The organism is Peptostreptococcus stomatis DSM 17678, from assembly GCF_000147675.1.
Classification (GTDB): Bacteria; Bacillota; Clostridia; order Peptostreptococcales; family Peptostreptococcaceae; genus Peptostreptococcus; species Peptostreptococcus stomatis.
Genome location: NZ_ADGQ01000057.1, coordinates 49,931 through 76,009, shown reverse-complemented (window position 1 = coordinate 76,009; position 26,079 = coordinate 49,931). Strand labels below are relative to the sequence as shown.

Annotated in this window: 24 protein-coding genes and 1 other annotated feature; all 24 genes read right to left on the bottom strand. The window is 37.7% G+C overall.

The genetic code is table 11. The features are described 5' to 3' along the window. Positions 1-32: 32 nt before the first annotated feature. The 24 genes from HMPREF0634_RS05865 to HMPREF0634_RS05750 all read right to left on the bottom strand — a co-directional run bounded on the left by HMPREF0634_RS05865 (position 33) and on the right by HMPREF0634_RS05750 (position 26,041). Positions 33-1,274, bottom strand: coding sequence for a hypothetical protein (locus HMPREF0634_RS05865; RefSeq protein WP_007789846.1), 1,242 nt, complete (start codon positions 1,272-1,274; stop codon positions 33-35). 378 nt (positions 1,275-1,652) lie between these two features. After that, the gene (locus HMPREF0634_RS05860) at positions 1,653-2,468 is read right to left on the bottom strand and encodes a LicD family protein (protein ID WP_007789874.1); all 816 of its coding nucleotides are present in this window, start codon (positions 2,466-2,468) and stop codon (positions 1,653-1,655) included. A 72-nt stretch (positions 2,469-2,540) separates the two neighbouring features. Further along, positions 2,541-5,663: an isoleucine--tRNA ligase gene (gene ileS, locus HMPREF0634_RS05855; protein ID WP_007789851.1), complete on the bottom strand. Its 3,123-nt coding sequence runs from the start codon at positions 5,661-5,663 to the stop codon at positions 2,541-2,543. A 70-nt stretch (positions 5,664-5,733) separates the two neighbouring features. Then, positions 5,734-5,949: a binding site (T-box leader), on the bottom strand. A 148-nt stretch (positions 5,950-6,097) separates the two neighbouring features. Continuing rightward, positions 6,098-6,751: a DivIVA domain-containing protein gene (locus HMPREF0634_RS05850; RefSeq protein ID WP_007789868.1), complete on the bottom strand. Its 654-nt coding sequence runs from the start codon at positions 6,749-6,751 to the stop codon at positions 6,098-6,100. Positions 6,752-6,762: 11 nt separating this feature from the next. Continuing rightward, positions 6,763-7,548: a YlmH family RNA-binding protein gene (locus HMPREF0634_RS05845; protein WP_007789878.1), complete on the bottom strand. Its 786-nt coding sequence runs from the start codon at positions 7,546-7,548 to the stop codon at positions 6,763-6,765. A gap of 12 nt (positions 7,549-7,560) precedes the next feature. Further along, a complete protein-coding gene (locus HMPREF0634_RS10130) occupies positions 7,561-7,818 on the bottom strand; it encodes a YggT family protein (RefSeq protein WP_040565811.1) in 258 nt (85 codons plus the stop codon). 12 nt (positions 7,819-7,830) lie between these two features. Beyond that, complete coding sequence (locus HMPREF0634_RS05835; RefSeq protein ID WP_007789844.1) at positions 7,831-8,325, bottom strand: cell division protein SepF; 495 nt, start codon at positions 8,323-8,325, stop codon at positions 7,831-7,833. Between the two features lie 30 nt (positions 8,326-8,355). Beyond that, positions 8,356-9,057, bottom strand: a complete 702-nt coding sequence (locus HMPREF0634_RS05830) for a YggS family pyridoxal phosphate-dependent enzyme (protein ID WP_007789863.1) — start codon at positions 9,055-9,057, stop codon at positions 8,356-8,358. An 87-nt stretch (positions 9,058-9,144) separates the two neighbouring features. After that, complete coding sequence (locus HMPREF0634_RS05825) at positions 9,145-10,155, bottom strand: NAD(P)H-dependent glycerol-3-phosphate dehydrogenase (RefSeq protein ID WP_007789799.1); 1,011 nt, start codon at positions 10,153-10,155, stop codon at positions 9,145-9,147. Between the two features lie 116 nt (positions 10,156-10,271). After that, positions 10,272-10,880: a glycerol-3-phosphate 1-O-acyltransferase PlsY gene (gene plsY / locus HMPREF0634_RS05820; RefSeq protein WP_007789866.1), complete on the bottom strand. Its 609-nt coding sequence runs from the start codon at positions 10,878-10,880 to the stop codon at positions 10,272-10,274. Positions 10,881-10,892: 12 nt separating this feature from the next. After that, the gene (gene der, locus HMPREF0634_RS05815; protein ID WP_007789801.1) at positions 10,893-12,221 is read right to left on the bottom strand and encodes a ribosome biogenesis GTPase Der; all 1,329 of its coding nucleotides are present in this window, start codon (positions 12,219-12,221) and stop codon (positions 10,893-10,895) included. Between the two features lie 153 nt (positions 12,222-12,374). Then, positions 12,375-13,655 carry a sensor histidine kinase gene (locus HMPREF0634_RS05810; RefSeq protein ID WP_007789836.1) on the bottom strand — a complete coding sequence of 427 codons (1,281 nt, stop codon included), beginning with the start codon at positions 13,653-13,655 and terminating at the stop codon, positions 12,375-12,377. Positions 13,656-13,708: 53 nt separating this feature from the next. Continuing rightward, the gene (locus tag HMPREF0634_RS05805; RefSeq protein WP_007789817.1) at positions 13,709-14,389 is read right to left on the bottom strand and encodes a response regulator; all 681 of its coding nucleotides are present in this window, start codon (positions 14,387-14,389) and stop codon (positions 13,709-13,711) included. Continuing rightward, the gene (gene nrdR / locus HMPREF0634_RS05800) at positions 14,389-14,856 is read right to left on the bottom strand and encodes a transcriptional regulator NrdR (protein WP_007789778.1); all 468 of its coding nucleotides are present in this window, start codon (positions 14,854-14,856) and stop codon (positions 14,389-14,391) included. The genes HMPREF0634_RS05805 and nrdR overlap by 1 nt, the downstream gene beginning before the upstream one ends. Before the next feature lie 70 nt (positions 14,857-14,926). Then, positions 14,927-16,087: a cell division protein FtsZ gene (ftsZ, locus tag HMPREF0634_RS05795; protein ID WP_007789813.1), complete on the bottom strand. Its 1,161-nt coding sequence runs from the start codon at positions 16,085-16,087 to the stop codon at positions 14,927-14,929. A 200-nt stretch (positions 16,088-16,287) separates the two neighbouring features. Beyond that, positions 16,288-17,385: an undecaprenyldiphospho-muramoylpentapeptide beta-N-acetylglucosaminyltransferase gene (gene murG, locus HMPREF0634_RS05790; RefSeq protein ID WP_007789819.1), complete on the bottom strand. Its 1,098-nt coding sequence runs from the start codon at positions 17,383-17,385 to the stop codon at positions 16,288-16,290. A gap of 15 nt (positions 17,386-17,400) precedes the next feature. After that, positions 17,401-18,765 (bottom strand): UDP-N-acetylmuramoyl-L-alanine--D-glutamate ligase, encoded by a 1,365-nt coding sequence (gene murD / locus HMPREF0634_RS05785; protein ID WP_007789848.1) that lies wholly within the window; start codon positions 18,763-18,765, stop codon positions 17,401-17,403. Positions 18,766-18,873: 108 nt separating this feature from the next. After that, positions 18,874-19,839 (bottom strand): phospho-N-acetylmuramoyl-pentapeptide-transferase, encoded by a 966-nt coding sequence (gene mraY / locus HMPREF0634_RS05780; RefSeq protein ID WP_007789888.1) that lies wholly within the window; start codon positions 19,837-19,839, stop codon positions 18,874-18,876. Continuing rightward, a complete protein-coding gene (locus HMPREF0634_RS05775) occupies positions 19,833-21,242 on the bottom strand; it encodes a UDP-N-acetylmuramoyl-tripeptide--D-alanyl-D-alanine ligase (protein WP_007789852.1) in 1,410 nt (469 codons plus the stop codon). The genes mraY and HMPREF0634_RS05775 overlap by 7 nt, the downstream gene beginning before the upstream one ends. A gap of 26 nt (positions 21,243-21,268) precedes the next feature. Next, positions 21,269-22,204, bottom strand: coding sequence for a 16S rRNA (cytosine(1402)-N(4))-methyltransferase RsmH (gene rsmH, locus HMPREF0634_RS05770; RefSeq protein WP_007789856.1), 936 nt, complete (start codon positions 22,202-22,204; stop codon positions 21,269-21,271). Between the two features lie 7 nt (positions 22,205-22,211). Beyond that, positions 22,212-22,961 carry a prolipoprotein diacylglyceryl transferase gene (gene lgt, locus HMPREF0634_RS05765; RefSeq protein WP_007789784.1) on the bottom strand — a complete coding sequence of 250 codons (750 nt, stop codon included), beginning with the start codon at positions 22,959-22,961 and terminating at the stop codon, positions 22,212-22,214. 12 nt (positions 22,962-22,973) lie between these two features. After that, positions 22,974-24,266 (bottom strand): EF-P 5-aminopentanol modification-associated protein YfmH, encoded by a 1,293-nt coding sequence (gene yfmH, locus HMPREF0634_RS05760; protein WP_007789873.1) that lies wholly within the window; start codon positions 24,264-24,266, stop codon positions 22,974-22,976. A 17-nt stretch (positions 24,267-24,283) separates the two neighbouring features. Beyond that, the gene (yfmF, locus tag HMPREF0634_RS05755; RefSeq protein WP_007789859.1) at positions 24,284-25,543 is read right to left on the bottom strand and encodes an EF-P 5-aminopentanol modification-associated protein YfmF; all 1,260 of its coding nucleotides are present in this window, start codon (positions 25,541-25,543) and stop codon (positions 24,284-24,286) included. Between the two features lie 42 nt (positions 25,544-25,585). Continuing rightward, a complete protein-coding gene (locus HMPREF0634_RS05750) occupies positions 25,586-26,041 on the bottom strand; it encodes a leucine-rich repeat domain-containing protein (RefSeq protein WP_007789832.1) in 456 nt (151 codons plus the stop codon). Between the last annotated feature and the right edge of the window lie 38 nt (positions 26,042-26,079).

Below are 26,079 nucleotides of genomic sequence, written 5' to 3'. Positions count from 1 at the left end.
AATATTATACAGCTCTTCTTTTCATATTAAATCTAAATGATACTTGGAACTATTTTAAATTTTCCATTCTCATCTTTTACTAATGTATAATAATCTTTATTTATACCTTCACTTTCTGGCTGATTATCTTTTTTAAAATCCACATCATAGTCTACTAATATAACTAGTCCGCTTTGGTAAATGACCTTACTATTATTTTTCATAGTAAACATAGCTGGTTTGTACTTTGAGTCAGTAATAGAATATGATAAATATTTAATTTTAATAATATTATCTAATCTTTTTTCTATTGGATATAATAATTGACCATCACTTTCCTTACAATCTAATACACAACTACTTACTAGTTTCATGTCTTTTTTATTTTGAGCTTCTATAAACCTTTCAACTACTTTTGCAGCATCATCGTAATCATCTTTTGTAGCAACATAATTACGTTCTCCTACAGTATATTTCAAAACCTCAATCTTTCCTGTTTCCTTGTTTTCAAATAACTTATCACCATTTTTGGCAGTCGCCCTACCATCCTTATCAAACTTCAAGTTTTCCTTGTTTTGGAATACACCATCCTGGTCAGAGTAGCTATATCCTATTCCCTCAGCATAGCTATAACCAATCTTTAATTCTGGTAGTAACAAGTACAACTTTCCGTCCACAAAAGTAGGTCCGTTAGCCCTTGTTCCATCACTAAGAATAAAGAACCTGCCTTCCTTTGTATCCTTCCACTGACCTATTTCTCCCTTGTAAGTTCCCTTGGCAGTTGGCTTGTACTTACCATCCTTGTCTACATAGTAACGAAGGTAAGATAAACCTTCCTTGGCATACTTTTCTACATCTAACTTATTTTCTTCTGGAAAGGCACCTATCCAAGCATCAAATCTCATTTTTCCATCTATACCGAAGTAGTAGAAATCTCCCTTGTACTTTGCCCAACCACTTTCAGCCATTTGACCGCTCTGTCTCATAAAATACCATTGGTTGGCTGACTTAACCCAACCAGTCTTCATATCACCACTAGGGTTGAAATAGTACCATCTCTTATATGACTGATCAAAGTGCCAACCTGTTTTCATCTTTCCACTGCCATCAAAATAGTACCACATGTCGTTTATCTTTTTCCAAGTGTTTTCCAGCTGAATACCCCTAGAATAATAGTACCAATTGTTTGAAGATTTCTGCCAACCATCTCTAGGCATAGCTGATGATACAGATGGTAATGATATTGCAGCTACCAATGATGTTACTAATGCGAGTTTTAAAACTTTCTTGTTCATAGTATAGCCTCCTTTATTAATTATACCTTCAATATTATATTAATAAAATATACTCAGGCAAATCATATCTGGAGCAACACCTCTTGTGCTATAATTATATTTCAACTATCTATGAGTTACCTTATATTTCATTAATAGTAGTCTCTATTTAAATTATATCATTCTTTTTTTTTACAACCATATTTTTATTTTAAATATATTTAACTTTTGTGTATTCTTTTGATATCACTTGCATCTAAAATGCTTAACACATCTCATTGAGTGGTTAAATCAATTGCTTTAATCACTCAAGGGTATATATTAACTTTTCAACAAGACTAAAGGTACGTATTAATATTTTATATAAAAATTGAATTCGTTTAGGAAATACTATTTAACCTATATCTTTAGGTCTAAAATATGGGGTACCCTTTCCTCTTCTGGTGGTATTTTCATGTAGTCACCATACAGGTCTTCCAGGTAGGCGTGAACATCCCTTGGTGCCTTTAACTGGCAACCCTCAAAATCAATCGTTGATAATGGGAATATGTAGTCCTTTTTTTTCAAAAATTCCCTGGTCATAAATGGCGTGTCTAGGCCATAGACTACATATGGGGCCTGGCCCTTGTCCTCAAGCTTGGCACACTTGGCTATCCACCTCTCCTCTAGACCAGAGTTCTGAAGGAATATCTTTACATGGTCTCTTAGTTTAGTAGGCTTGGACTTCCTGAAGAAGGATATCTTGTGCATAAATTTTCCCATTTTTGAATCTATCAATTCATCATTCATAGGGTCCATAGGGAAAATATCTACAAAGGTTCCATGACATGGTAGGCCTGAAGCCCTTTCGAATCCTGAAAAATGTCCCAAATAGAATATTTTTAGGAAGGATGGTTGGATATCAACCTCCTTCTGGGACCAGTCTTTACAGTCCTTATTTTCGTATATAAGACCCTCAGGTAGTTGGTCTTTGACTATATCTATAAATTTATTATAGTCTTTTCTCATCATACAGATATCACAGTCATCATCCCAAGGTATAAAACCACCATGTCTCTTGGCACCAAGTAGAGTTCCTGCATCTATCCAATAGTCTATATTATTGTCCTGGCAAATCTGGTCTATAACCTTCATTATTTCCAGTATTACCAGCTGTAGTTTTCTCAATTCGCTCTCATCACTAGCTATTATTTTATCGACTTTATCCTTAAACATATCTCTATTCTCTTTCTTTAAATGACTACTAGACCCTTCAAAGAGGGCCTAGTAGTCTATATTTAATATTTATTAAACTCTTTCAACCCTGATACCAGTTTCATGATCGTTTAAGTTTTGCTTTTCTAGGCTTGAATCTTCAACCTTTACTATTTCAAGGGCCAAAGTTTCAGTCTTGATATAGTCTTCGAAAGCAACTACAGCATTAGCTACATCACTGTCACCATCAAAGTATATCTTGATGTTATCCAATACTTCAAAACCGCTAGACTTTCTAAGCTGCTGTACCTTTGATACAAATTCTCTGGCAAAACCTTCGCTGATAAGTTCTGGACTAAGGTTAGTTTCTAGGATCACGAATAGGTTGTTTTCCATAGAAACGTTGAAGCCTGGCTTAGAATCGATATTTATTAGGATTTCATCCTTACCAAATTCAAATTCCTGCCCTTCAAGTTCTACTCTTACCTTTTGGCCAGCTTCTACCTTGGCAACTACTTCATGAGCATCTAGTCCAGCTAATACCTTTCCAAATGCATTTATGTTCTTTCCTAGAAGAGGTCCTAGAACCTTGAAATTCGGCTTTAAGTTAAAGTTCATAAATCCGCCCAATTCCTTGGCAAATTTAACCTTCTTTACATTTAATTCTTCTTTAATTATATCAACAAGGTCTCCTAGAGTGGCTTCATACTTGCCATCTACAAGAACTTCTGCTATAGGCTGTCTTACCTTTATCTTAGCATTTTCTCTGGCTGCCCTACCAAGAGTTACAAGGTCTCTAGCCAAGTCCATCTTTTCTTCTAGGGCAAGGTCTACTAGACTAGCATCACATCTAGGGTAATCAGCACAGTGAACTGAATACTCACCTGTTAGGTTCCTATACATTTCTTCTGATAGGTATGGTGAGAATGGTGCTATCATCTTACAGAAGTCTCTTAATACTTCATATGTAGTATTGTAAACAGACTTCTTATCTTCAGTTAATTCAGTTCCCCAGAATCTTCTTCTCGACCTTCTGATGTACCAGTTAGACAGGTCGTCATTTAAGAATTCTGTCATCCTTCTGATTGATTTGTTAACTTCAAATATTTCTAAGTTTTCTTCTATTTCCTTCTTTAAGTTGTTAAACTTAGATAGGATCCACCTATCAAGTTCTGGCCTATCCTTGTATTCTACAAAGAAGTCATTTGGATTTAATCCATCAGTGTTGGCATATAGGGTAAAGAAGTTGTAAGTGTTCTTCAGTGTTCCTATAAACTTTGACATGATTTCCTTTAAACCATCTTCGTCAAATCTCAATGGAGTCCATGGTGGAGATACGTACAATAGGTACCATCTCAATGCATCTGCCCCATACTTTTCAAACATTTCAAACGGATTGATAGTATTACCCTTAGACTTCGACATCTTCTTACCATTCTTATCCAATACCAAATCTGTAACAAGGACATTCTTGTATGGAGACTTACCAGTTACGAATGTAGATACAGCTAGTAGTGAGTAGAACCAACCTCTAGTCTGGTCTATGCCTTCACAGATATAGTCAGCAGGGAATAGCTCATCAAAGTTTTCCTTATTTTCAAATGGGTAATGCCACTGGGCAAAAGGCATTGCTCCTGAGTCGAACCAACAGTCGATAACTTCTGTTACCCTTGTCATTGTTCCACCACAATCAGGGCACTTAAGGTGAACTTCGTCTATATAGGGTCTATGTAGTTCTATAGTCTTTGGATCTACATCTTCCACGGCTAACTTAGCCAATTCTTCTCTAGATCCTACTGTAGTCTTACAACCACATTCACACTTCCAAACTGGTAGTGGTGTACCCCAATACCTAGTTCTAGAAATAGCCCAGTCCTTTAATTCTTCTAACCAATTTCCAAACCTACCTTCACCTACAAATTCTGGGAACCAGTTTACACCATTGTTGTTTTCTATCAACTTGCCCTTTAACTTGGTCATCTCTAAGTACCAGCCAGGATTAGCGTAGTATACAAGTGGTGTGCTACATCTCCAACAGTGAGGATAATTGTGTTCTACCTTTAACTTAGAGAACAATTTATTTTCAGCTGCCAACCACTTGATTATCTCAACATCCAGGCCTTCTTCCATTACGAATTTACCCTTCCATGGAGTAGCAGTAAACTTACCTTCGCTATCAACAGGCTGAACGAATGCCAATTCATATGCCCTGCCCAAATTGTAGTCATCTTCACCAAAGGCTGGTGCAGTGTGAACTATACCAGTACCGTCTGTAGTAGTTACATAATCGGCACAAGTTACGAAGAAGGCCTTGCCTTCAACCTCTACAAATGGCATTAACTGTTCGTATTCCTGATATTCTAATTCTTTACCCTTAAGTGTTTCTAGGACCTTATATTCCTTGTCACCCAGGTGCTTTTCTAATAAGTCTTGAGCCAGGTAGTATACTTCATCCTCTACCTGGACCTTAACATAGTCAACATCAGGATTAACTGTTAAGGCTACATTTGATGGTAGAGTCCAAGGAGTAGTTGTCCATGCAAGGAAGTATTCATTTTCTGTACCCTTCTTTTTAAACTTAGCAACTAGGGTATTTGACTTGATTTCCTTATAACCCTGGGCAACCTCATGTGAAGCAAGACCAGTTCCACATCTTGGACAGTATGGTAGGATCTTGTGTCCTTCATATAGCAAGCCTTCCTTGTTGAACTTGTCTAGGATCCACCATAGAGATTCTATATAATCATTGTCAAGGGTGATGTAAGGATCATCTAGGTCAATAGCATATGCCATTCTTTCAGACATCCTTCTCCATTCTTTCTCATATGTAAAGACAGAGTCCCTACACTTATGACAAAATTCTTCAATACCATATTCTTCAATGGCCTTCTTATCTGATAGGCCTAATTCCTTTTCTACCTGCAACTCAACTGGTAGACCATGAGTATCCCAGCCGGCCTTTCTAGGAACCTTGTAACCACTCATTGTCTTGTAACGACAAACCCAGTCCTTCAAAGTTCTTGAGATTACGTGGTGGATACCTGGGTTACCATTTGCTGTTGGAGGCCCTTCAAAGAATACATAAGTAGGGTCATTTTCACCCTTTTCCAACACCTTTTCCAATATATTGTCTTCCTGCCAACGTTTTAAAGTTAGTTCTTCTGCCTGGGCAACTGTGCCTTCATGCAGTTTTTTAAATACAGTCTTATTTTCCATATTTTCTTTCTCCTTTCAATATCTGCTTGATAGTTTCAACGAATATAAAAAAACTCGTCACCTTGATCAATCAAGGGACGAGTCAAATCGCGTTACCACCCTAGTTCCTGGGAAAAACCCAGACACTCTCGGTCAATATCGGAACCACCCGGTCAACTTAATCAGCCATGGCCTTTCAGCATCCAGCTCAGAAGTGATCTTCATTCAGTCATTCATATATCGGCTCACACCATACCCGACTCGCTTAAAAGAAATCATAAACTACTCTCTTCGTCAAAGCTATCTTTAAATTCTATGATATTGATTATATTGCATACAAGCATAATAGTCAACATATTTTTTTAGAATTGTTTAAAAATTCTAAAAAAACGTTATTCCTTGGATATAAATCAATATTTTTATAAATATTATGAGGTCAAAGAAGGCCCTCTATATTATTTAATCTTAAATATGTCTTCAGGATCACCACTTAAATTTTCATTAGGAGTCTTGTCTTCAGCTTCTAATTCTGCAGTTTCTATGCTAAGAGTCTTGTCTTCTTCTTCCTGAACATCCTCTAGGACAGCCATTCTCATAGTACCAGTAATATCCAGGTCAACAGGTCCACTTACGGCCTGGTTGAAGTCTTCCCTTTCATTATCTATACCGCTGAAAATCTGGTCTACATTTTGCATTTCATCTTCCAATAATGACTTGAACTTAATCCTGAATACCTTAAATTCCTTAATAAGGGCTTCGTATTCATTTCTGATTTCTACAACCTTGTTGTTGGCCCTATCTATCAACTGCTTAGCCTGTAATTCAGCTTCCTGGACTATAATTCTTGCCTTTTTGTTGGCAGAATTAGTAGTGTCTTCTGCTGCACTCTGGGCAGTTATCAAAGTTTCCTTTAGAGTTTCCTCTATACTAGAATACTTACCAACCTGGTCCTTATACATTTCTAGTTTTTCCTTTAGAGATTCATTTTCCTTTATAATTGCTTCATAGTCTTCTTTAATCTGGTCTAAGAAAACATCTACTTCTTCTTCATTATAACCTCTGAATCCCTTTTTAAATTCTTTACTTTCTATAAGTTCTGGTGCTATCATGTTATCACTTCCTATACAAATTTATTAATTTTCACTCTAAACTTATCCTTCTTGGACATCCCTAATACCTTGTCGAAGATAAATTTCCCCTTCTTCCTGACAGATATAATCGAACCCTCTTCAATAGACTTTGAAACATTATTGACAGGTTCGTAATTAACCTGGACAAGGTCAGCATTTATCAATTTTGAAGCCTCTTGCCTCGATAGGTTAAATGCTCCTGCTATAACAGAATCTAACCTTAAGGAAGATATGCTAAATACCTTGTCATCATAAGACTTGATTGGTGGCTTAAGATCTGACTTGTCAATTTCTGTCACACTTACCTTGTTATTTTTGATCCTATTGTAGTTATATATGATAAAATCAGCAATATCACTATCAACTACCATCTGGCAATAATCATCATGTACCAGGATATCCCCTATTTTTTCACGTTTGATACCCAAAGACATCAAGGACCCTAAATAGTCCCTGTGAGATACTGTTGTAAACTTAAAATTACCCCTTATCTCCAGGTAGGTCAGGGTCAGGTCGCCCTCTTCTAGGATATAGTAGTCTGGATAGATAAAAATAACCGCCCTTTCAGCGTCTTCATATCCACCCTCTATAGTATATTCCAGGTCTTTATCATAGTTTATAATAGAAATAGCATTCCTTATTTCATAGGGATTTAGGAATTCAGTATTCCTAAGGCTATAAGAGTTAGAAACGCTATTACAAATATCAACTAACTTATACATTTTTATTTTTAAGTCATCATCTTTAATATGACTTGTTACTTTTAATTTGTCCATATCATCGTCCTACTATAAAAAAGCATAAATCAACCTGCTTAAAAGCCACAGGAATATTATTGCCAACATAGGTGACATATCTATTGGACCCGTATTAAACCTGCTTAAAAGCTTTCTCATGGGTGCTTCAACAGGTTCTGTAAAATCATCTAAAAGAGCATAAAGTCTACTGTCTTGTACCCCTGGGAACCAAGACATTATTGACTTTGCTATAATAATCCAAACGATTATATCAATTAGACGTACTAAAGCAATTTTGAGAACTTCCATATAAGCACCTAATTACTTGTTCTGCCAAGGAAAGATTGCCTTACTCTCTAATTCCTTTTTTATACTGGCATCTACATCAACATTCTTTGGTGCAAGTATAAATATTGACTTAGAAACACGTTGAATGCTTCCATCAAGTACGTATACAGCTCCATTCATGAAATCAAAGATAGATTTCTTTGTATTCTGCTGAGTCAATGCTTCAAGATTTACTATTACAGTCTTTCTTAGTCTTAAGTGGTCTGCAATTGTAGCAGCATCATCATATACCTTTGGTTCAACTATTACAACCTTCATCTGGTTATGAGCCTGATAATCCATTCTTGATCCTAGTGGATTGCTGTATGAATCCTCTAGTTCATCTTCATCTTCGTAATCATCATAAGCATCGTCATCATATACATCATCTTCATATTCATCGTATGCATCATAATCGTCATTGGCATTGTCATTATCAACAATCATCCAATTCTTTAACTTACCCATTTTATCCTTAATACCAGCCATATTATACCTCCTAAACAGCGTGTCTTTATTTTAAATATTATAATTTCTCTTTCCAAATATAGATGTTCCAACTCTAATAATTGTTGAACCCTCTTCTATTGCTATTTGATAGTCACCACTCATACCCATTGAAAGTTCCTTCATTTCTACACCTTCTATGGACATATTTTTGATGTTTTCAAAGACTTCCTTTAGTTTCCTAAAAATAGCCCTGACTTCATCTTCATCATCAGAGTCCGGTGCCATTGTCATCAAACCTACAATTTTTATTCTCTTAAATTTATCAGCACATTCTCTAATAAAAGTCTCTAGGTCTTCTACATATATGCCATGCTTGGTCTCTTCCTTTGATACATTAACCTGGACTAGGCACCTAATATCCCTACCGATACTGTCTGCCCTCTTATTAATTTCTTCTGCCAGTCCCATCCTATCAAGAGAATGGATCAAGTCAACCTTGTCTATTATGTACTTGACCTTGTTGGTCTGAAGTGTACCAATCTGGTGCCATTTGGCTCTATTCCCAATCAGTCCATACTTACGTTGCAATTCCTGGGGCTTGTTTTCTCCAACATCGGTAATTCCATATTCAAGAGCCTCTTCAATCACATCTACATCAACAGTCTTAGTCACACCTAGAAGTAAAACCTCTTCTGGATTCCTATTGACCTTATTTGACGCATCTCGTATGTTTGACTTTACCTGGTCAATTCTAACCGAAATATCGCTCATTATATCACCTACTTCTACTCAATTAAGAATACACATATATACTCCATTATAGCATAAAACAGCTTATATTTGTATACTTTTGTTCATCTATAATTTAAAAATTGATTCATTTTCATATTTTTTATTTCTTGTCATCAGTTCTTTGACAGCTGTCTTTGGGTCTATTTGACCTTCAACTACCTTGTATATGCACTCGGTAATTGGCATTTCTACATTCAATTCTTTTGCTATTTTATATACGGCCTCAGTAGCTGTAATACCTTCGACAACCATTTCTATCTTTTTTTTAGTATCCTCAAGACTATAGCCCTGACCAATTAAGATTCCTGCCCTCCTATTTCTGGAATGCATACTTGTACAAGTAACTATTAGGTCTCCTATACCTGATAGACCTGAAAAAGTAGATATGTCAGCTCCAAGAGCCACACCAAACCTGGAAATCTCTGCTATACCCCTGGTCATTAGGGCAGCCTTTGAATTATCCCCATAACCCATGCCATCAAGTATACCTGCCCCAAAGGCAATTATATTTTTCGTAGTACCCCCTAGTTCAACACCTATCATATCAGTATTTGTGTATACCCTCAAATACTCATTCATAAATAAGTCCTGTACCCTTTGGGATATATAAACTGATTCCGATGCTGCAACTAGGGTTGTCGGCATATTTTTGGATACCTCTTCAGCATGAGATGGTCCTGATAACATACAGTAGGGATTTTTAGGCAAGACTTCTAAACATACCTCTGAAATCCTCTTACTTGTATCCTTTTCTATACCCTTTGCTACATTTACCAGCACCTGGTCAGGCCCTATTTTGTCTGCAATTTCATTACATACCGGTCTTACCTGCTGGGATGGTACAGCCAAGACTATAAATTCTGCCCCCCCAACCACCTGGTCAATACGGCTAGATGCTTTTAGACTTTCTGATAGTTTTACTCCAGGTAGGTACTTTTCATTTGTATTTTTATTATTTATTTCATCGACCTGGTCCTGTCTCCTTGCCCAAATCAAAACCTCATGTCCATTTTCAACCAATACTGATGCAAGTGCTGTACCCCAGCTACCTGCCCCTAATACACAAACTTTGCTCATAGTCTCCTCCAAGAATTTCAAAAAATAATATTCTTTATAGTTATAATTCCGTCTGTATTTTCCAGTAAGTATAATAACTATATATTTTAGACCTAATCAACCTGGTCTTAGTAAACCTATCTGGCCTTGGATCCGAACCTGTTTTCAGTTCCACTTAAGAGTTTCCTAATATTTTCCCTATGCTTATATACAACCGATACTGAAAGCAATATTCCTACCCATACTCCTGACATATCTTTAGTCATCAACATCAATATTGGGAATAGGCATACACCCAACATTGAAGCTATGGAAACATACCTTGTAACCAGAAGTATTATTATATAAAAGACCATACTAGCCAGGGTCATAAGGGGAGATATGGCCAACATGGCCCCATAACTAGTGGCTACACCCTTGCCACCCCTAAATCTCATAAATATCGACCAATTGTGGCCACAAACTACGGCTAGGGCTGAAATATACTTAGCCAAGTCAGGGTCTGAACCCATTTTTTTTGCCAAAAATATTGATATTAAAACTGCTAAGGTTCCCTTTAGGTAATCTCCTATAAGGGTTATGGCACCCGCCTTCTTACCAAAGGTCCTAAGCATATTAGTCGTACCCGGGTTTTTAGATCCGTATTGCCTTATATCTGTTGAAAATACATACTTGCTTATTAGATAGGCACATGAGATAGTACCCATAAAGTAAGAAATTACAACTACTAATAGATATGCTAACATAATAAAGCCCCCTTATTTTTTCTTCTTCTGGCTATACTCTATCTTTATTGATGTTCCTTCAAAGCCAAAGTTTTCTCTCAACCTATTTTCAAGATACCTGGTATATGAGAAGTGAGTCAGTTCCTTATCATTTATAAACAGGTTAAATGTAGGAGGCTTGACTCCAGTCTGAGTTCCATAGTAGATTTTTAGCCTTCTACCCTTGTCTGATGGTGGCTGGTTTAGCATTATAGCCTCTCCAATTACCTGGTTTAAAACAGAAGTAGTAACCCTCTTGTTCTGTTCTGCTGATACCTGGACAACGGTCTCTAGTATCTTACCTATTCTCTGGTTGCTAACTGCAGAAACAAATAAGATAGGTGCATAAGTCATAAACGGGAACTTCTCCCTAACACTCATCCTGAAATTACCCATAGTCTTGTTGTCTTTTTCTATCAGGTCCCACTTGTTTACTACAAATATGCAGGCCTTACCTTCATCATGGGCTATACCTGCTATCTTTGTATCCTGTTCAGTAACACCCTCGGTAGCATCTATAACTATTAGGACTACATCAGCCCTATCAACTGCACTCATTGACCTGATGACAGAGAAACGTTCAACATTTTCATATACCTTACTCCTTCTTCTGATACCTGCTGTATCTATCAGTAGGAACTTATTGTCATCCTTTTCAAAGTAGGTATCTATTGCATCCCTGGTAGTACCAGCTATAGGTGATACAATTACCCTTTCTTCACCAAGTATATTGTTTAGTATAGAAGACTTGCCTGCATTTGGCTTCCCTGTAATGGCCACCCTGATTACATCTTCATCATACTCCGTATTCATACCTTCTGGGAAGTTTTCGACTACTTCATCAAGAAGGTCTCCCAGGCCCATACTATTGGCACCTGAAATTGCAATTGGATTGCCCAAGCCTAGTTCATAGAAATCATAGACATTGTCAAACTGGCTCTTTGAATCTATCTTGTTTACTACAAGCAAGACTGGTTTTTTAGTCCTCCTAAGTATGTCTGCCACTTCCTTGTCTGCAGCTGTCAAACCACTCTTACCATCTACCACAAATAAAATTACATGGGCCATATCTACAGCCAACATAGCCTGGTTTCTCATCTGTGAAAGGATTATATCATCGCTCTCAGGTTCTATACCACCAGTGTCTATAATGGTAAAATACTTGTTCAACCACTCAACTTCACCAAATATCCTGTCTCTAGTAACACCCGGTGTATCCTCAACTATTGATATCTTAGTTCCTGTCAATTTATTAAATATTGTAGACTTACCTACATTTGGCCTTCCTACAACAGCCACTATTGGTCTATTATCACTATTCAAAATATCACTTCCTTTTCCTTAAACTTATTATCAAAACTTTTCTATCAAACTCATCATTATATTTTTGCCTAATACTATTATTTTATCATAGCCATCTAAACATTATAACCGATTTTGCTTGAAATTTACAATAAAATTAATCTATTTGATAAATTATTGATTTTTAGGTAGGCTAATCTTGAATTTAGACCCTTGACCAAGAACTGATTCAAGTCCTATATCCCCACCCAAGGATAGGATTATATGCTTGACTATGGCAAGACCTAGGCCAGTCCCATCAATTTCCTTATTCCTGGACTTTGTCACCCTGTAAAATCGTTCAAATATCCTTTCTTGTTCTTCCACGCCTATACCTATACCATTGTCTTCAATGCAAATCCTGTAATCATCTTCGTCTTCAAAGAAGCTGACCTTGACATAACCACCTGGCCTATTGTATTTAATGGCATTGGAGATTAGGTTTATCATCAACTCCTTATAATATTCCCTATGAGTCTGGATTGTTTCAAGCCCATTATACTCGAAATATATGTTAACCTGTTTTTTAACCATCTTGTCCTCAAATAGGTCTAGTATCTTCTTATTTTCTTTTTTTAGGTCAACCTTTTCCAGGGACAAGACTATGTCTCCCTCTATTGATGACAACATCAAAATGTCATTAATAAGTATCCTCAACCTGGATGACTCGTTGTCTATAATATCCAAGAACCTCTTTCTGGTTGCAGACTCTATATTATCATCATTTACCTTGAGTGTCTCAATAAAGCCCTGGATAGATGTAAGGGGTGTTTTTAACTCATGACTGACATTAGCAGCAAAGTCTCTCCTTATATTTTCCAACCTAATCCTTTCACTAATATCCTCTATATTTATAACAGATGATATTACCAGGTCCTTTTCCAGGTGCATCTTGACTGGGTCTATCTTTACCTTAAATATTCTGCCACTTGTATCCTTTATCTCCTTGGACACACTAGTACTCATACCAGCATTGTATACAATAAAGTCCAACAATTCATCATTTTTCACTATACTTGATATTGGCATACCCTCTAGTTTACCACTTGACCTGAAATCAATATAGTCCCTGGCAACTGAGTTAATAAGGTAGACCCTCTTGTTTATATCTATTACTATTATTCCATTTGAAACAGACTTGATTATAGCATCCAACTGCCTATTCTTATTGTCTAAATCATAAAATGACTTGTCTAAGGAGGAAAGAGTTGAGTTAAAGTTATTGACAAAGGCCATGACTTCAGTATTATTACTCTTTCTTATCCTCACAGAAAAATCCTTCTTTTTAATCCTGTATGATGCCCTATTTAAATCTCTCATAAAAGCCTTAAATGCCTGGACATATCTCCAATACAGGATTAATACCAACCAGGATATTAACATGGCAACTACCAAAACATACATAACTTTGTCCATAATAACCTCCAAAAATTAAGGATAATAAACAAAGTTTACTACCCTTAGTCCTATTATTTCATTTTATAACCAAGACCCCTTATGGTGTCTATACCATTTTCACTAGTCTCATCCAGACCTAGCTTTTTTCTCAGGTGTCTAATATGCACATCTACAGTCCTGGTCTCTCCATAAAACTCATAACCCCATACCTTTTCTAAAAGGTAGTCCCTCTTAAGGACCTTTCCCCTATTTTCCATAAGGAGTTTTAATAATTCAAATTCCTTACGAGTCAGGTCTACCTTAAGACCATCTACTGTAAGTTTGTATTGGTCTGTATTCAAGACTATATTACCAGCCTCAATTACTGGTTGGGACTTGTCACTGATCCTATATCTTCTCAATACGGTATTGATCCTGGCCATGAGTTCCTTAATACTAAAAGGCTTTGTTATGTAATCATCTGCCCCTACATTTAGGCCCTGGATTTTATCATCCTCCATATTTTTTGCAGTCAACATTATCACGGGAAGATCATATATGTCCTCGTCTTGTCTAATCTTCTTTAATATGTCTATACCGCTAATCTTAGGCAACATCCAATCCAGGAGTAGAAGGTCTGGCTTTTCCCTGCCTATAAGTTCAATCGTCTGATTAGCCTCAGTAGATACACAAACATCAAAACCGGATAGTTCCAGATTAAATTTTAGTAATTCTAGTATATGTTCTTCATCATCAATTACCAATATCTTCACTACTTATCATCATCCTTTTTTTCTTTTAAAATAGATTCCAATTCATTTACAAAAGTATTTAAGTCCTTAAACTGCCTATAAACTGATGCAAACCTAACATAGGCAACTTCATCTACATCTTTAAGCCTGTCCATTACCATCTCACCAATCTTAGTAGTCTCTATTTCATTGATAAACATCTTGTTAATTTCACTCTCTATAGAATCTACCAATTCATCTATCTTTGATACAGACACAGGTAACTTTTCACATGACCTTATCAAACCATACTTAATCTTGTCCCTATCAAAAGACTCTCTCCTGCCATCCTTCTTAATTACCATGACAGGTATAAGTTCTATTTTTTCATAAGTTGTAAACCTCTTCTTACACCTCTCACACTCTCTCCTCCTCCTAATAGAAGAAGAGTCTATGTGCCTTGAATCTAATACCTTAGATTCCTTGTATTCACAATATGGACAAATCATCTTAATATCCCCCTTATAAAAATATGACTCAGACAAAAGCTGAGTCATACCTAATTTTCTATTGATTTATTTACTTCTTTCTTCTTAAAAAAGTAGGAATAACCATATCATCATCGCTAGCTGTAGCAGCATCATCAAAGCTGTTTGAGAAAGTTTCTTCAGCTGGCTTGATATTTTCAACATTTTGACTTTCAGTTACTCTTGGTATTTCATTATATTTTGGTGTAACTGGTGTTGGGCTGTTTCTTCTCAACTGTGGAGTAAACAAGTCGTCAGAATTATCCTGTAGACCAGTAGCAACTACTGTGATTACTATTTCATCACCGAAATCTTCCCTAGTAGCAGCACCGAATATAATCATTGCATCTGGATCACACTTCTGCCTAATGATGTCAGTAGCTTCACTAACTTCTAGTAGACCTAGGTCTGTTCCACCTGTAACATTTATCAAGACACCCTTAGCTCCATCTATAGTAGTTTCTAGTAGTGGAGATTCTATAGCCTGTCTTGCAGCAGCTATGGCCCTATCTTCACCTGCAGCCATACCCATACCCATATGAGCTAGACCCTGGTCCTTCATTACTGCTTCAACGTCAGCAAAGTCAAGGTTGATAAGGGCAGCCTCTGATATAAGACCAGATATAGACTGGATACCCTGCTTTAATATATCATCTGCCTTAGAAAGGGCATCTGTTATACTCGTTCTCTTTTCAATTATCTGAAGAATCTTGTCATTTGGTATAGTTATTAAAGTATCCACATTCTTCTTTAACTCTAATATACCCTCTTCAGCCTTGTTCATCCTTACCCTACCTTCAAAAGAGAAAGGCTTAGTTACTACTGCAACTGTAAGGGCACCTGCTTCTTTGGCAATCTTAGCAACAACCGGAGCAGCACCTGTACCTGTTCCACCACCCATACCAGCAGTTACGAATACCATGTCAGCACCTTCTATTGCCTTAGCTATTTCATCTGCAGATTCCTCTGCAGCCTTCTTTCCTTTTTCTGGGTTTGCACCTGCGCCCAAACCTTTAGTTAACTTTTCACCTATTTGCAGAATATGTTCAGCCTTTGACGCTTCCAAGGCCTGCTTGTCTGTATTTAGTGAAATAAATTCAACACCCCTAACGCCTGAGTTAATCATAACGTTTATAGCATTGTTTCCACCGCCACCTACACCTATTACCTTGATATTGGCAGCTCCGATTTGTTCTTCAACAAAGTTTAACATTTATAAACCCCCATTCACAACATAGTTTAATATCATTAAATAATCTGTAATTATATTCATAAATTATATTCATAAATAATACTCATAAAATATCGTATATTATTTAAAATAAATAACATTCTATCTATTATATAATATCTCAAACTATCCTACTTATGCAACATATTTTTGACTTTTTTTGCAATTTATCTATAAATAATTTACAAAAAAGCAGATATTCTGTCATATATTTGATCTATGGCATCCCTCTTGCCAAAGGCCCTGCTGGCCTTTGCCATTTCTTCTAACCTAGTCTTATCATTTAGGAGACCAAGTACATTGTCATACAGGGAATCTTCACTTAATTCTCTTTCAGTTATGCAAATAGCCCCGCCAGCCCTCTCAAGGCTCTTGGCATTATACTCCTGGTGATTTTCAGCTGTATAAGCCTTTGGCACTATTACGGCTGGTACTCCTATTGCAGTCATCTCTGCCATAGAGATTGCACCTGCAGATCCTATTACCAGGTCTGCAGCAGCCAGGTTGTTGGCCATATCGTCTAAATATGGAAGTATTTTTTGGTTTTGACCAAATTCAAGGTCACCATAATCTTTCATGAATTGGTCATAGTAGGCCCTACCAGTAGCTATTGTAAAGGCAATCTTATCCTTAACAAGGGCCGGTATTAGTTTCTTTAGAGCATTATTAATCTCTTCTGAACCACCGCTACCTCCGGCTACTAATAGCATTTTTTCATCAGGAGTCAGGCCTAATTTCTTCCTGGATTCAGCCTTGTCTGAATTTAGGATTTCGTCTCTTACAGGGTTACCTGTAAAGGTCAACTTATCCTGGGCCTGGTCTGGAAACCTCTTATGTGAATCCTCAAAACTAGTCATGACTATGTCTACATTCTTTGATAACATCTTGTTAGTCATACCAGGGAATGAATTCTGCTCATGTATGCAGGACTTAATACCCATCTTACTGGCTTTTAGGACTACCGAACCACTTACATAGCCACCTGTACCTATAACCAAATCTGGCTTAAACCTTTTAATTATCCTCTTCGAATCACCTAAGGACTTTAGGAACTTGATAAGTCTCTTTACATTTTCTAAGTCTATCTTCCTCCTAAACCCCTGAACATCTATATACTTTATCCTGTAACCGTACTTTGGAACTATTTCAGCCTCTATGCCCGCCTTGGTTCCTACAAAAAGTATCTCTGCATCCGGATGATGTTCTTTTATCTTGTTAGCGATCGCAATAGCTGGATATACATGACCTCCAGTTCCACCACCTGACAATATAACTTTCATAATACTCCCCTTTTTCTATAAAATATTGTTTACTATGTCTTTGAACTCTTGTCCTCTTTCCTCGTAATTCTTATACATTCCCCAACTAGCACAGGCTGGAGACAATAGGACTACATCATCCTTATCTGCAATCTGACTAGCTTTTATAACTGCTTCCTTTAGGCTATCCAATTTATAGATTTCCTTGATGCCAGCCTTGAATGCTGTATCAGCAATGAGGTCAGCCGTCTGGCCTATTACTAAGACAGTCCTTACATAATTAACAGCTATATCAAAGAGTTCTCTAAAGTCACTTCCCTTATCATAACCACCAGCAATTAAGATTATAGGTGTCTTGTATGATTGGACTGCCTTTATCGTAGAATCAGGGTTCGTCCCTTTAGAGTCGTTTACATATACAACTCCATTCACAGTATTGACATATTCTAACCTATGTTCTACAGCCTTAAAAGTAGTCAATACCTTCTTTATTATCTCCTTGTCTATACCAAAATGAAGGCAAAGCCCTATGGCAGCCATAGAGTTTTCCAGGTTGTGACCACCTGGTAGGCTCAGGTCTTCAGCATTTACTATTTCAACTTCCCTACCGTCCTTAACAGCGATAATATTCTTATTATCATCAAGGTAGATACCTGCTTCCGGCCTGGACTGTCTAGAAAAATAAACTGGTCTAGCCTGGCAAGTATTTCCCATGTCCCTTGTTATTGGATCATCATAATTCAATACACATACACTTTCTGGTGTCTGTTTAGCAAATATATTAGCCTTAGCCTTGGCATAATTTTCCATAGTATGGTGTCTATTCATATGGTCCTCAGTTAAGTTTAAGACTGTGGAAACCTCTGGCCTAAAATCATAAACGGCTTCAAGCTGGAAACTTGACAACTCAATTACTAAAACTGCTCCTGGCTGGGCCTCTTCAACTGCACTTATGGCTGGATTTCCTATGTTACCGACCACATAGGTATCTAGCCCTGCCTCCTTGCATATCTCACCTACTATTGAAGTAGTCGTAGTCTTACCATTTGTACCTGTAATACCTATGAATTTTATATTCTTTTCTTGGCCTTCCCTGTAGGCTAGTTCAACCTCACTGATTACCTCCTTGCCCATCTCCCTTAGTTTAACCAAGAAATCAAGTTCAAGTGGAACCCCTGGAGAAACAAGAGCCAAGTCTACCTGTCTTAGGACTTCCTCGCTTGGATTCTTACCCAGTACATACTCTAGACCCTGATAGGCCTTTAATTCGTCCAATACTTGTCCAAGTTCTTCCTCAGGTTTGGAGTCATTTACAACTACTGAATAGCCCTTCTTGGCAAGGTACTTGACTGCTGCAAGTCCTGACCTGGCCATACCAACCACTAATATTTTCTTACTCATTATAGTCACCTTCATTTCAATTTTGTCAGTCGGCTAAGTTCTTAGACTCCACCAACTATATCTTAAGGGCCAGTAAATCCATGCCCCAACTTTCAAATTGCTATATCATTAAAACATGGCTACTAGTCCTATCAAGGCAAGGACTATAGATACCAGCCAAAAGATAAATACAACCTTAGTTTCTGGCCATCCACACTGTTCATAGTGGTGGTGTAATGGGGCCATCTTAAAGATCCTCTTTCTAGTCTTCTTGAAATACATAACCTGTATTATAACAGATAGGGCCTCTGCGAAATATATGCCCCCAACTATAGGTATAATTAAAACCGAGTTAGTAAACAAGGCAAAGGCTGTTACAGCACCACCTAGGGCCATAGATCCCGTATCTCCCATAAATACTCTGGCCGGATTTACATTAAACCACAAGAAACCAATACAGGCGCCTAGTGTCGCTGCAGCCATCTGTGATATGCCAAAATTTTCTGCGACCACAAATGCAAATACCACAAAGAAGGCAGATACTACGGCAGTAATACCTGAAGCAAGACCATCTAAACCATCAGTTAGGTTTACAGCATTTACTGTACCTAAAATTACAATCAACATAAGAGGTATATAGAATATACCTATATTTATACCAAACTTGACGAAGGGAATTATAAACTGGTCACCAGAACCTATAGTCCAATACCTATAAAAGGCAAGAACAAAAGCTAGTACAACCTGTATTATTATCTTTTGTATAGGAGTAAGTCCCAAAGACCTAGTCATCTTGATTTTGACAATATCATCAAAAAATCCTACTAGTCCAAATCCAAACATACACAATAAGGCCATCAATATATCAGTACTTATACCTGACCTGATCAATGTAACAAGCAGGATAGCTACTATAATCATAAGGCCTCCCATAGTAGGTGTACCATTCTTCTTTAAATGAGTCTGTGGTCCATCATCTCTTACAGTCTGTCCAAACTTGAACCTATGAAGGGCTGGTAAAACAACTGGCCCCATTATCAGTACCAATACAAAGGCAAATAAACTCGTAATGGCTAATTCTCTAAAACCTAGCATTGACAGCCTCCTTTCAAGACTTCTACTATATCTTCAAACTTCATTCCCCTAGATGCTTTTAGGAGAATCACATCTCCATCTTCTACTATTTTTGGAAGGGAGTCTATTAATTCTTCCTTAGTCTCAAAGTGGAAGACTCTACTAAGGTCAAATCCTCTTTCCATTGCCTCTACACCAATAAATTTGGCTGCATGGCCGGCAGTTATAATTATATCGGCCTTATCAATAGACTGGTAGCCTACCCTCCTGTGGCCCTCTTCTGCATACTGACCCATTTCTAGACAGTCTCCAAGAATAGCCACCCTTCTCCTGTCCTTGTATAACTTTAGGACCTTTAGAGCAGCAATCATAGAATCCGGGCTGGCATTATATACATCATTGATTAGGGTAAACCTGTCAGTTTTGATTATATCCTGCCTATTTTCAGTTGCCACAAAATCCAACAAACCTTTAGAGATTTCCTCCATAGTCATCCCCGTTATATGGCCAGCCAGGATGGCTGCCATAGCATTTCTGACATTGTGTTCGCCTAGACAAGGTATAGTAAATTCATATGTTTCATCTTCAAAAGAACAAGTAAACCTGGTTTTATCACGGTCTACCACTTCCTGCGACTTACAACACAAGTCATTTTGAAGCTCCATACCAAAAGAGTATACCTTATATGAATCCTTTTGACTATTTCTATATCTCTCAAGCTCAGTCCTTAAATAACTATCATCCCCGTTTATTATAAGTGATGAAGTCTGGTCAAAGCCTGATGTAATTTCCATCTTTGCCTTGAAGATACCCTCTTGTGAACCTAGGTGTTCTATGTGAGACATACCTATATTTGTTATAATTCCAATCTTAGGCCTAACTATATTGGCCAAATATTCTATCTCACCAAAACCAGACATACCCATTTCTATCACTGCACACTGGTGACCAGGTTCTAACCTGAAAAGGGTAAGGGGTACTCCAAATTGATTGTTGTAGTTTTTTTCATTTTTTATGGTATTAAACTTGCTCGCTAAAACAGAATAAACCATATCCCTGGTAGTAGTCTTACCTACACTGCCTGTTATACCTACAAAAGGTATGTCAAACATGTCCCTATAGTATTTGGCTATTAGGCCAAGTCCAATTTCTGTATTATCAACCTTAACAAGGGTACTATCTTTAAACCTATCTGTGATATAGCTTTCGTTACTTACCAAGAAAAATCTACATCCTTCCTGGTGGGCAGACTCTAAAAAAATGTGTCCATCCGTACTTTCACCCACTATAGCAACAAACATAGCCCCCGGCCCTGCCAGCCTGCTATCTATCACTATATTGGTGATTTCTCCACCGTCCATACCTTGACATACAAGCTGTCCCTGGGTCGCTTGGACGACTTCTTCAACTCTTAAGCTAATCATATTTTCACCTCTATTCTAGCTATTGTTTACTTCTTTTCTCCTACCCTCAACTTAGAGCTCCTTGACCTTGGATTAAAGTCTACCTCTTCCTCACTTGGTAGGATTGGCTTTCTCGTTATAATCTTAAGTTCGCTCTTCTTATTACACTGGCAAAATGGTAGTTCAGGAGGACATATACAGTCCTTGTTGAGGTCCCTAAACTCATTTTTTACTATCCTATCCTCAAGGGAATGGAAGGTTATGATACAGATCCTGCCCCCCTTATTCATCATGGAGACTGCATCTCTTATCATTTTATTTATTACACCTAGCTCGTTGTTTACCTCTATCCTTATGGCCTGGAAGGTTCTCTTGGCTGGATGAGGTCCATCAATCCTGGCCCCCTTAGGTATGGCCTTCTTGATGACATCAACCAGGTCAAATGTTGTATCTATACTGTGGTCAGCCCTTTCTTTGACTATAAATTCAGCTATCCTCTTGGCCCACTTTTCTTCACCATAATCCTTGATTATAGTATAAAGGTCCTCCTGAGAATACTCATTTACAACCTGCCAGGCAGACATAGAAGCCCTATCGTCCATCCTCATATCAAGACGGGCATCATGCATATAGGAAAAGCCCCTATCTGCTTCATCCAGCTGGTGGGATGAAACCCCCAAATCAGCTAGGACACCATCAATCTTGAATATGCCCCTGGATTCTAGTTCTTCCTTCAAGTTTTCAAAGTTACTATGGACCAGAACCACCCTATCATTGTACTCTTTCAGACGATCTTTTGCAACATTGATGGCGTTAATATCCTGGTCAAAGCAAACCAACCTACCCTTATCTGATAGGCGCTTTGCTATTTCCCTGCTGTGACCAGCCCCACCCATTGTACAGTCCACATAGACTCCATCAGGCTTTATATTCAAATTTTCAATACATTCATTTAAAAGAACTGACACATGATTAAATTCCATCTTTTCCCTACTTTCCACTTTCTTTTTCAAGAGCTTTCCTTTTTAAAAGGAAGTACCTGACTACTAGTGCTACAAGTATACCCACTAGACTGATAAGTTGGGCCATCCTAATAGGTCCTAACATCAAGGAATCTGTCCTTAGGCCCTCTATAAAGAACCTGCCTAGGGAATATAGGAAGATATAATCCACTAGGAGCTGGCCCTCGTATTTTTTATTTTTTCTTATCATAAAGATATAGATAAAAATTAACCAGTCCCAAACAGATTCATATAAAAAAGTTGGGTGGACCCTCTGACCATCTACCAGTATGGCCCAAGGAAGGTTTGTAGGTCCGCCATGGGCCTCTCCGTTTATAAAATTCCCCCACCTGCCTATAGCCTGGGCCATTGGTAGGCCCAAGACCAGAATATCAGCAGTCTTGAAAAATTCCAGTTTCTTTATCCTTGTATATATCCATACTGTAAGTATACCAGCTAAAATTCCACCATGTATAGCAAGGCCACCACCTCTTATATTTATTATTTCCCTAAAATCACCTGCATACTGGGACCAGTTAAAGGCTACATAATATAGCCTGGCTCCCACTATGCCAAGGGGTACAGCAAAAAGACAAATATCAGTCACTTGCCCTTCCTTATAACCCAGTCTAGATGCCTCCCTGGAAGAAACTAGTACTGCCAGTAAAATACCACTGGCTATTAAGATACCATACCACATTATATCTATCCCAAAAATAGAAAATGCTACCCTATCCAATATATGACCTCCCTAATTTTCTAACTTAGGCTTTACTATAGATATTACGCTCTGGTCCTGGCAGAAGAATTCATCAAACCTATCCACCACATCTTCAAAGCGAACCTCCTTTAAAACCTCTAAATAGTCTAAGAAGTTTATCCCCCTAAACCTATATGACAAGAAATTATTGGCTATATAGGCTATAGAGTCAAAGGACTTCAAAAAGCCACCTATCTTCTTTTTCTTATTTATTTCAAAATCCTGCCTGTCTAGGCCAGACTTTCTTAGCCCATCTATATACGAGTCAACCACCTGCTTTAGTTTTTCAGGGTCCCTGGATACACCGGATGCTATTGCATAGGCATAGTCCTTTTGACTTAGGTAGCCACCCGAAATATTACCAACCAAGAGACCATCATTGTATAGGACCTGGTGGAGGTCTCCACTCTCAGAAAATATCATATCAAATAGGATGTCGGTCCTTATTTCATTTTTAAGGGCCTCCCTGGATTCCATATCCTTCTTAACATCCTTATAGCCTATATAAAAGAGTGGCATGGACACCATAAATTCTTCAACTATCTTCTTCTGATTAACCTCTATAGGTTCCTTAGGCATAAATGACCTTATATTCTTCTCAAAAGCCAGGTCCTTATGGTTGGCCTTTTTGATTGTAGACATCAATTCTTCTACATCCAGGTCCCCAACCACAAATAGCTTCATATTAGCAGGATTGTAGAAGGTCCTATAACACTTATACAAGTCCTCTGGCCTAATCGCATTGATAGATTCTACACTACCTGCTATATCTATGTTGGCGTGGTGTTTAGAGTACATAGCCTTTAGACAATTAAAGTAGACATTCCATTCAGGATCGTCCTCATACATCTTTATCTCCTGGGCTATTATCCCCTTTTCCTTATTAACATTTTCATCCGTATAGTATGGAGTCTGGACATAGTCAATCAAGTGGCCTAGTGACTCCATAAAGTTATCTGTAGCAGAGAAAAGGTAAGCCGTCATGGTAAAACTAGTGAAGGCATTAGCGCTCGCCCCAAGCTTAGAAAACTTATCAAAGGCATTACCACCATCTGGTTGCTCAAACATCTTATGTTCCAAGAAATGGGCTATCCCCTCCTGGACCCTAATCCTCTCACTTTCTCCAATAGGTATAAAGTCAAGGTCATTAGAACCAAAGTCCACCCCCAAAACTGCATACTTATTTGTATAGCCCTTCTTAGGCATATAGTATACCTCTAGGCCATTTTCCAGACTATCATAGTATATAGTCTCTCTTATCACTTCATTATATATCTTATTCATAAAATCCCCCTTGTAACCTACTTCAAAAAGAAGACTGTATCTTCTTTTACATCCTTCATGGATTCTATGATCATATCTATATCAACTTTTTCCACATATCCTATTACATCTTCCACAGTCAATTTGCTGCCAGAAATGTACTGGTTGTAAGTAAATTCCACATCTGAAACTATGGAATCACCAATGGCCTTCAGGGAGTTTATCAGGCTCTTTTTGGCATTGTCCAGCTCTAACTGACTAATCTTGCCCTGCATGGTATCATCCAATTCCCTCCTTATAAGCTCTATTGCCCTGTCGTAGTTTTCAATATCTATACCAGAACTAATAAACATAAGGCCTTTAGTCTTTTCCAGGTTAGATGATGCATAGTAGCAGATACTCTCCTTCTCTCTTACATTGTTAAACAACTTAGAGTGGGGTCCTCCTCCCAAAATGCTATTGGCAAGCATCAAACTGTAATACCTATCGTAATCCATATAGTCAACACCAGTTCTCAGGCCAATTACTAACTTGCCCTGACTGGTAGCCATATCCTCTTCAAAATACCTAATAGGGTTTGACATGTAGCCATAGTCCTCCCTGGATAAGTTTTGAACATTAGACCTCTCAAACTTGAACTTTTCTATACATAAGTCCCTTACCTTGTCCTCATCAAAGTCACCCTCAACCATTATAAAAATTCTGGATGTTGATATAAGGTCCTTGTAGGTCTCATATATATCCTTGGCACTTATAGAGTCCAAATCCTCTATATAACCTATATGATCGATTGAATATAACTCATCCTTGCACATATGCTCAATGCACCTAAGATTTGCATAAGTCCTCTTGTCATTGATCTTTGAACCTATTTCTTCCTCAAGGTTTTTCTTTTCCAAGTCCAACTTGTCAGGATTTAATTGACCATCTACCACTAGTGGATTTAATAGGATTTCACTGGCAAAGTCTATCACATCCTCAAAAACCGGCTGGTCAAGGTACCTGTCAGATATACTTAGGAGCTTTAAGCTAATGATTAACTTTTCACCATGCTTAGAAAGCCCTAGATTCATAGATAGACCGTAAAGACTATCCAACTTCTGAGAGATGGCCTTCATGCTAGGGTATTTATTAGTAGCCACCTGCAGGAGGTTGGTTAAGAGGGATATCCTTGTTACTTCCTTCCTATCAAGTTGCCTTTGAAAATATATTGAAATTAAATTAGATTTAAACTTTGTATTTTTTACTAGACCTAGGGATATGCCGTCTCCTAGGTCTACTATATTCATCTTTGTCATTATTATTCCTTTCTTAGTGCCTGGGCACTCTATATCAAGGATTTACTTCTTTACAAACCTGATATGACGTAGGGGTAGCCTATTTTCAATCGTATTGCCAGATATATTAATGCTGTCTATATTGGCAATATCATTCAAGGCCATTACATCTGTAATATTGTTGTAGGCTATATTTAGAGATTCAAGCCTTCTCAAAAGTTCAAGTGGCCATATGTCCTCCACCTGGTTTTTCTGGAAGTCAAGAATTTCAAGTTTACCACACTCCTTAAGAGGAGTAAGGTCCTTTATCTCATTGTTGGCCATATATAAATGTCTTAGATTTTTGGCGTATTGGATACCTTCAATACTAGTAATACCATAGTCATTCATGTCCAATAGGTCAAACTTTTCCATCATATCAGGACTGATATCCTGGCCTTCAAAGGCAGGATCGATTTTTTCCCTGTAATTATCAAGTATTGCTCTTTTAAAATTTTCACACTCAAACTTCACAAACATATCTACACCTCACATTGTTTATTGGGGCTAGTAGTTCA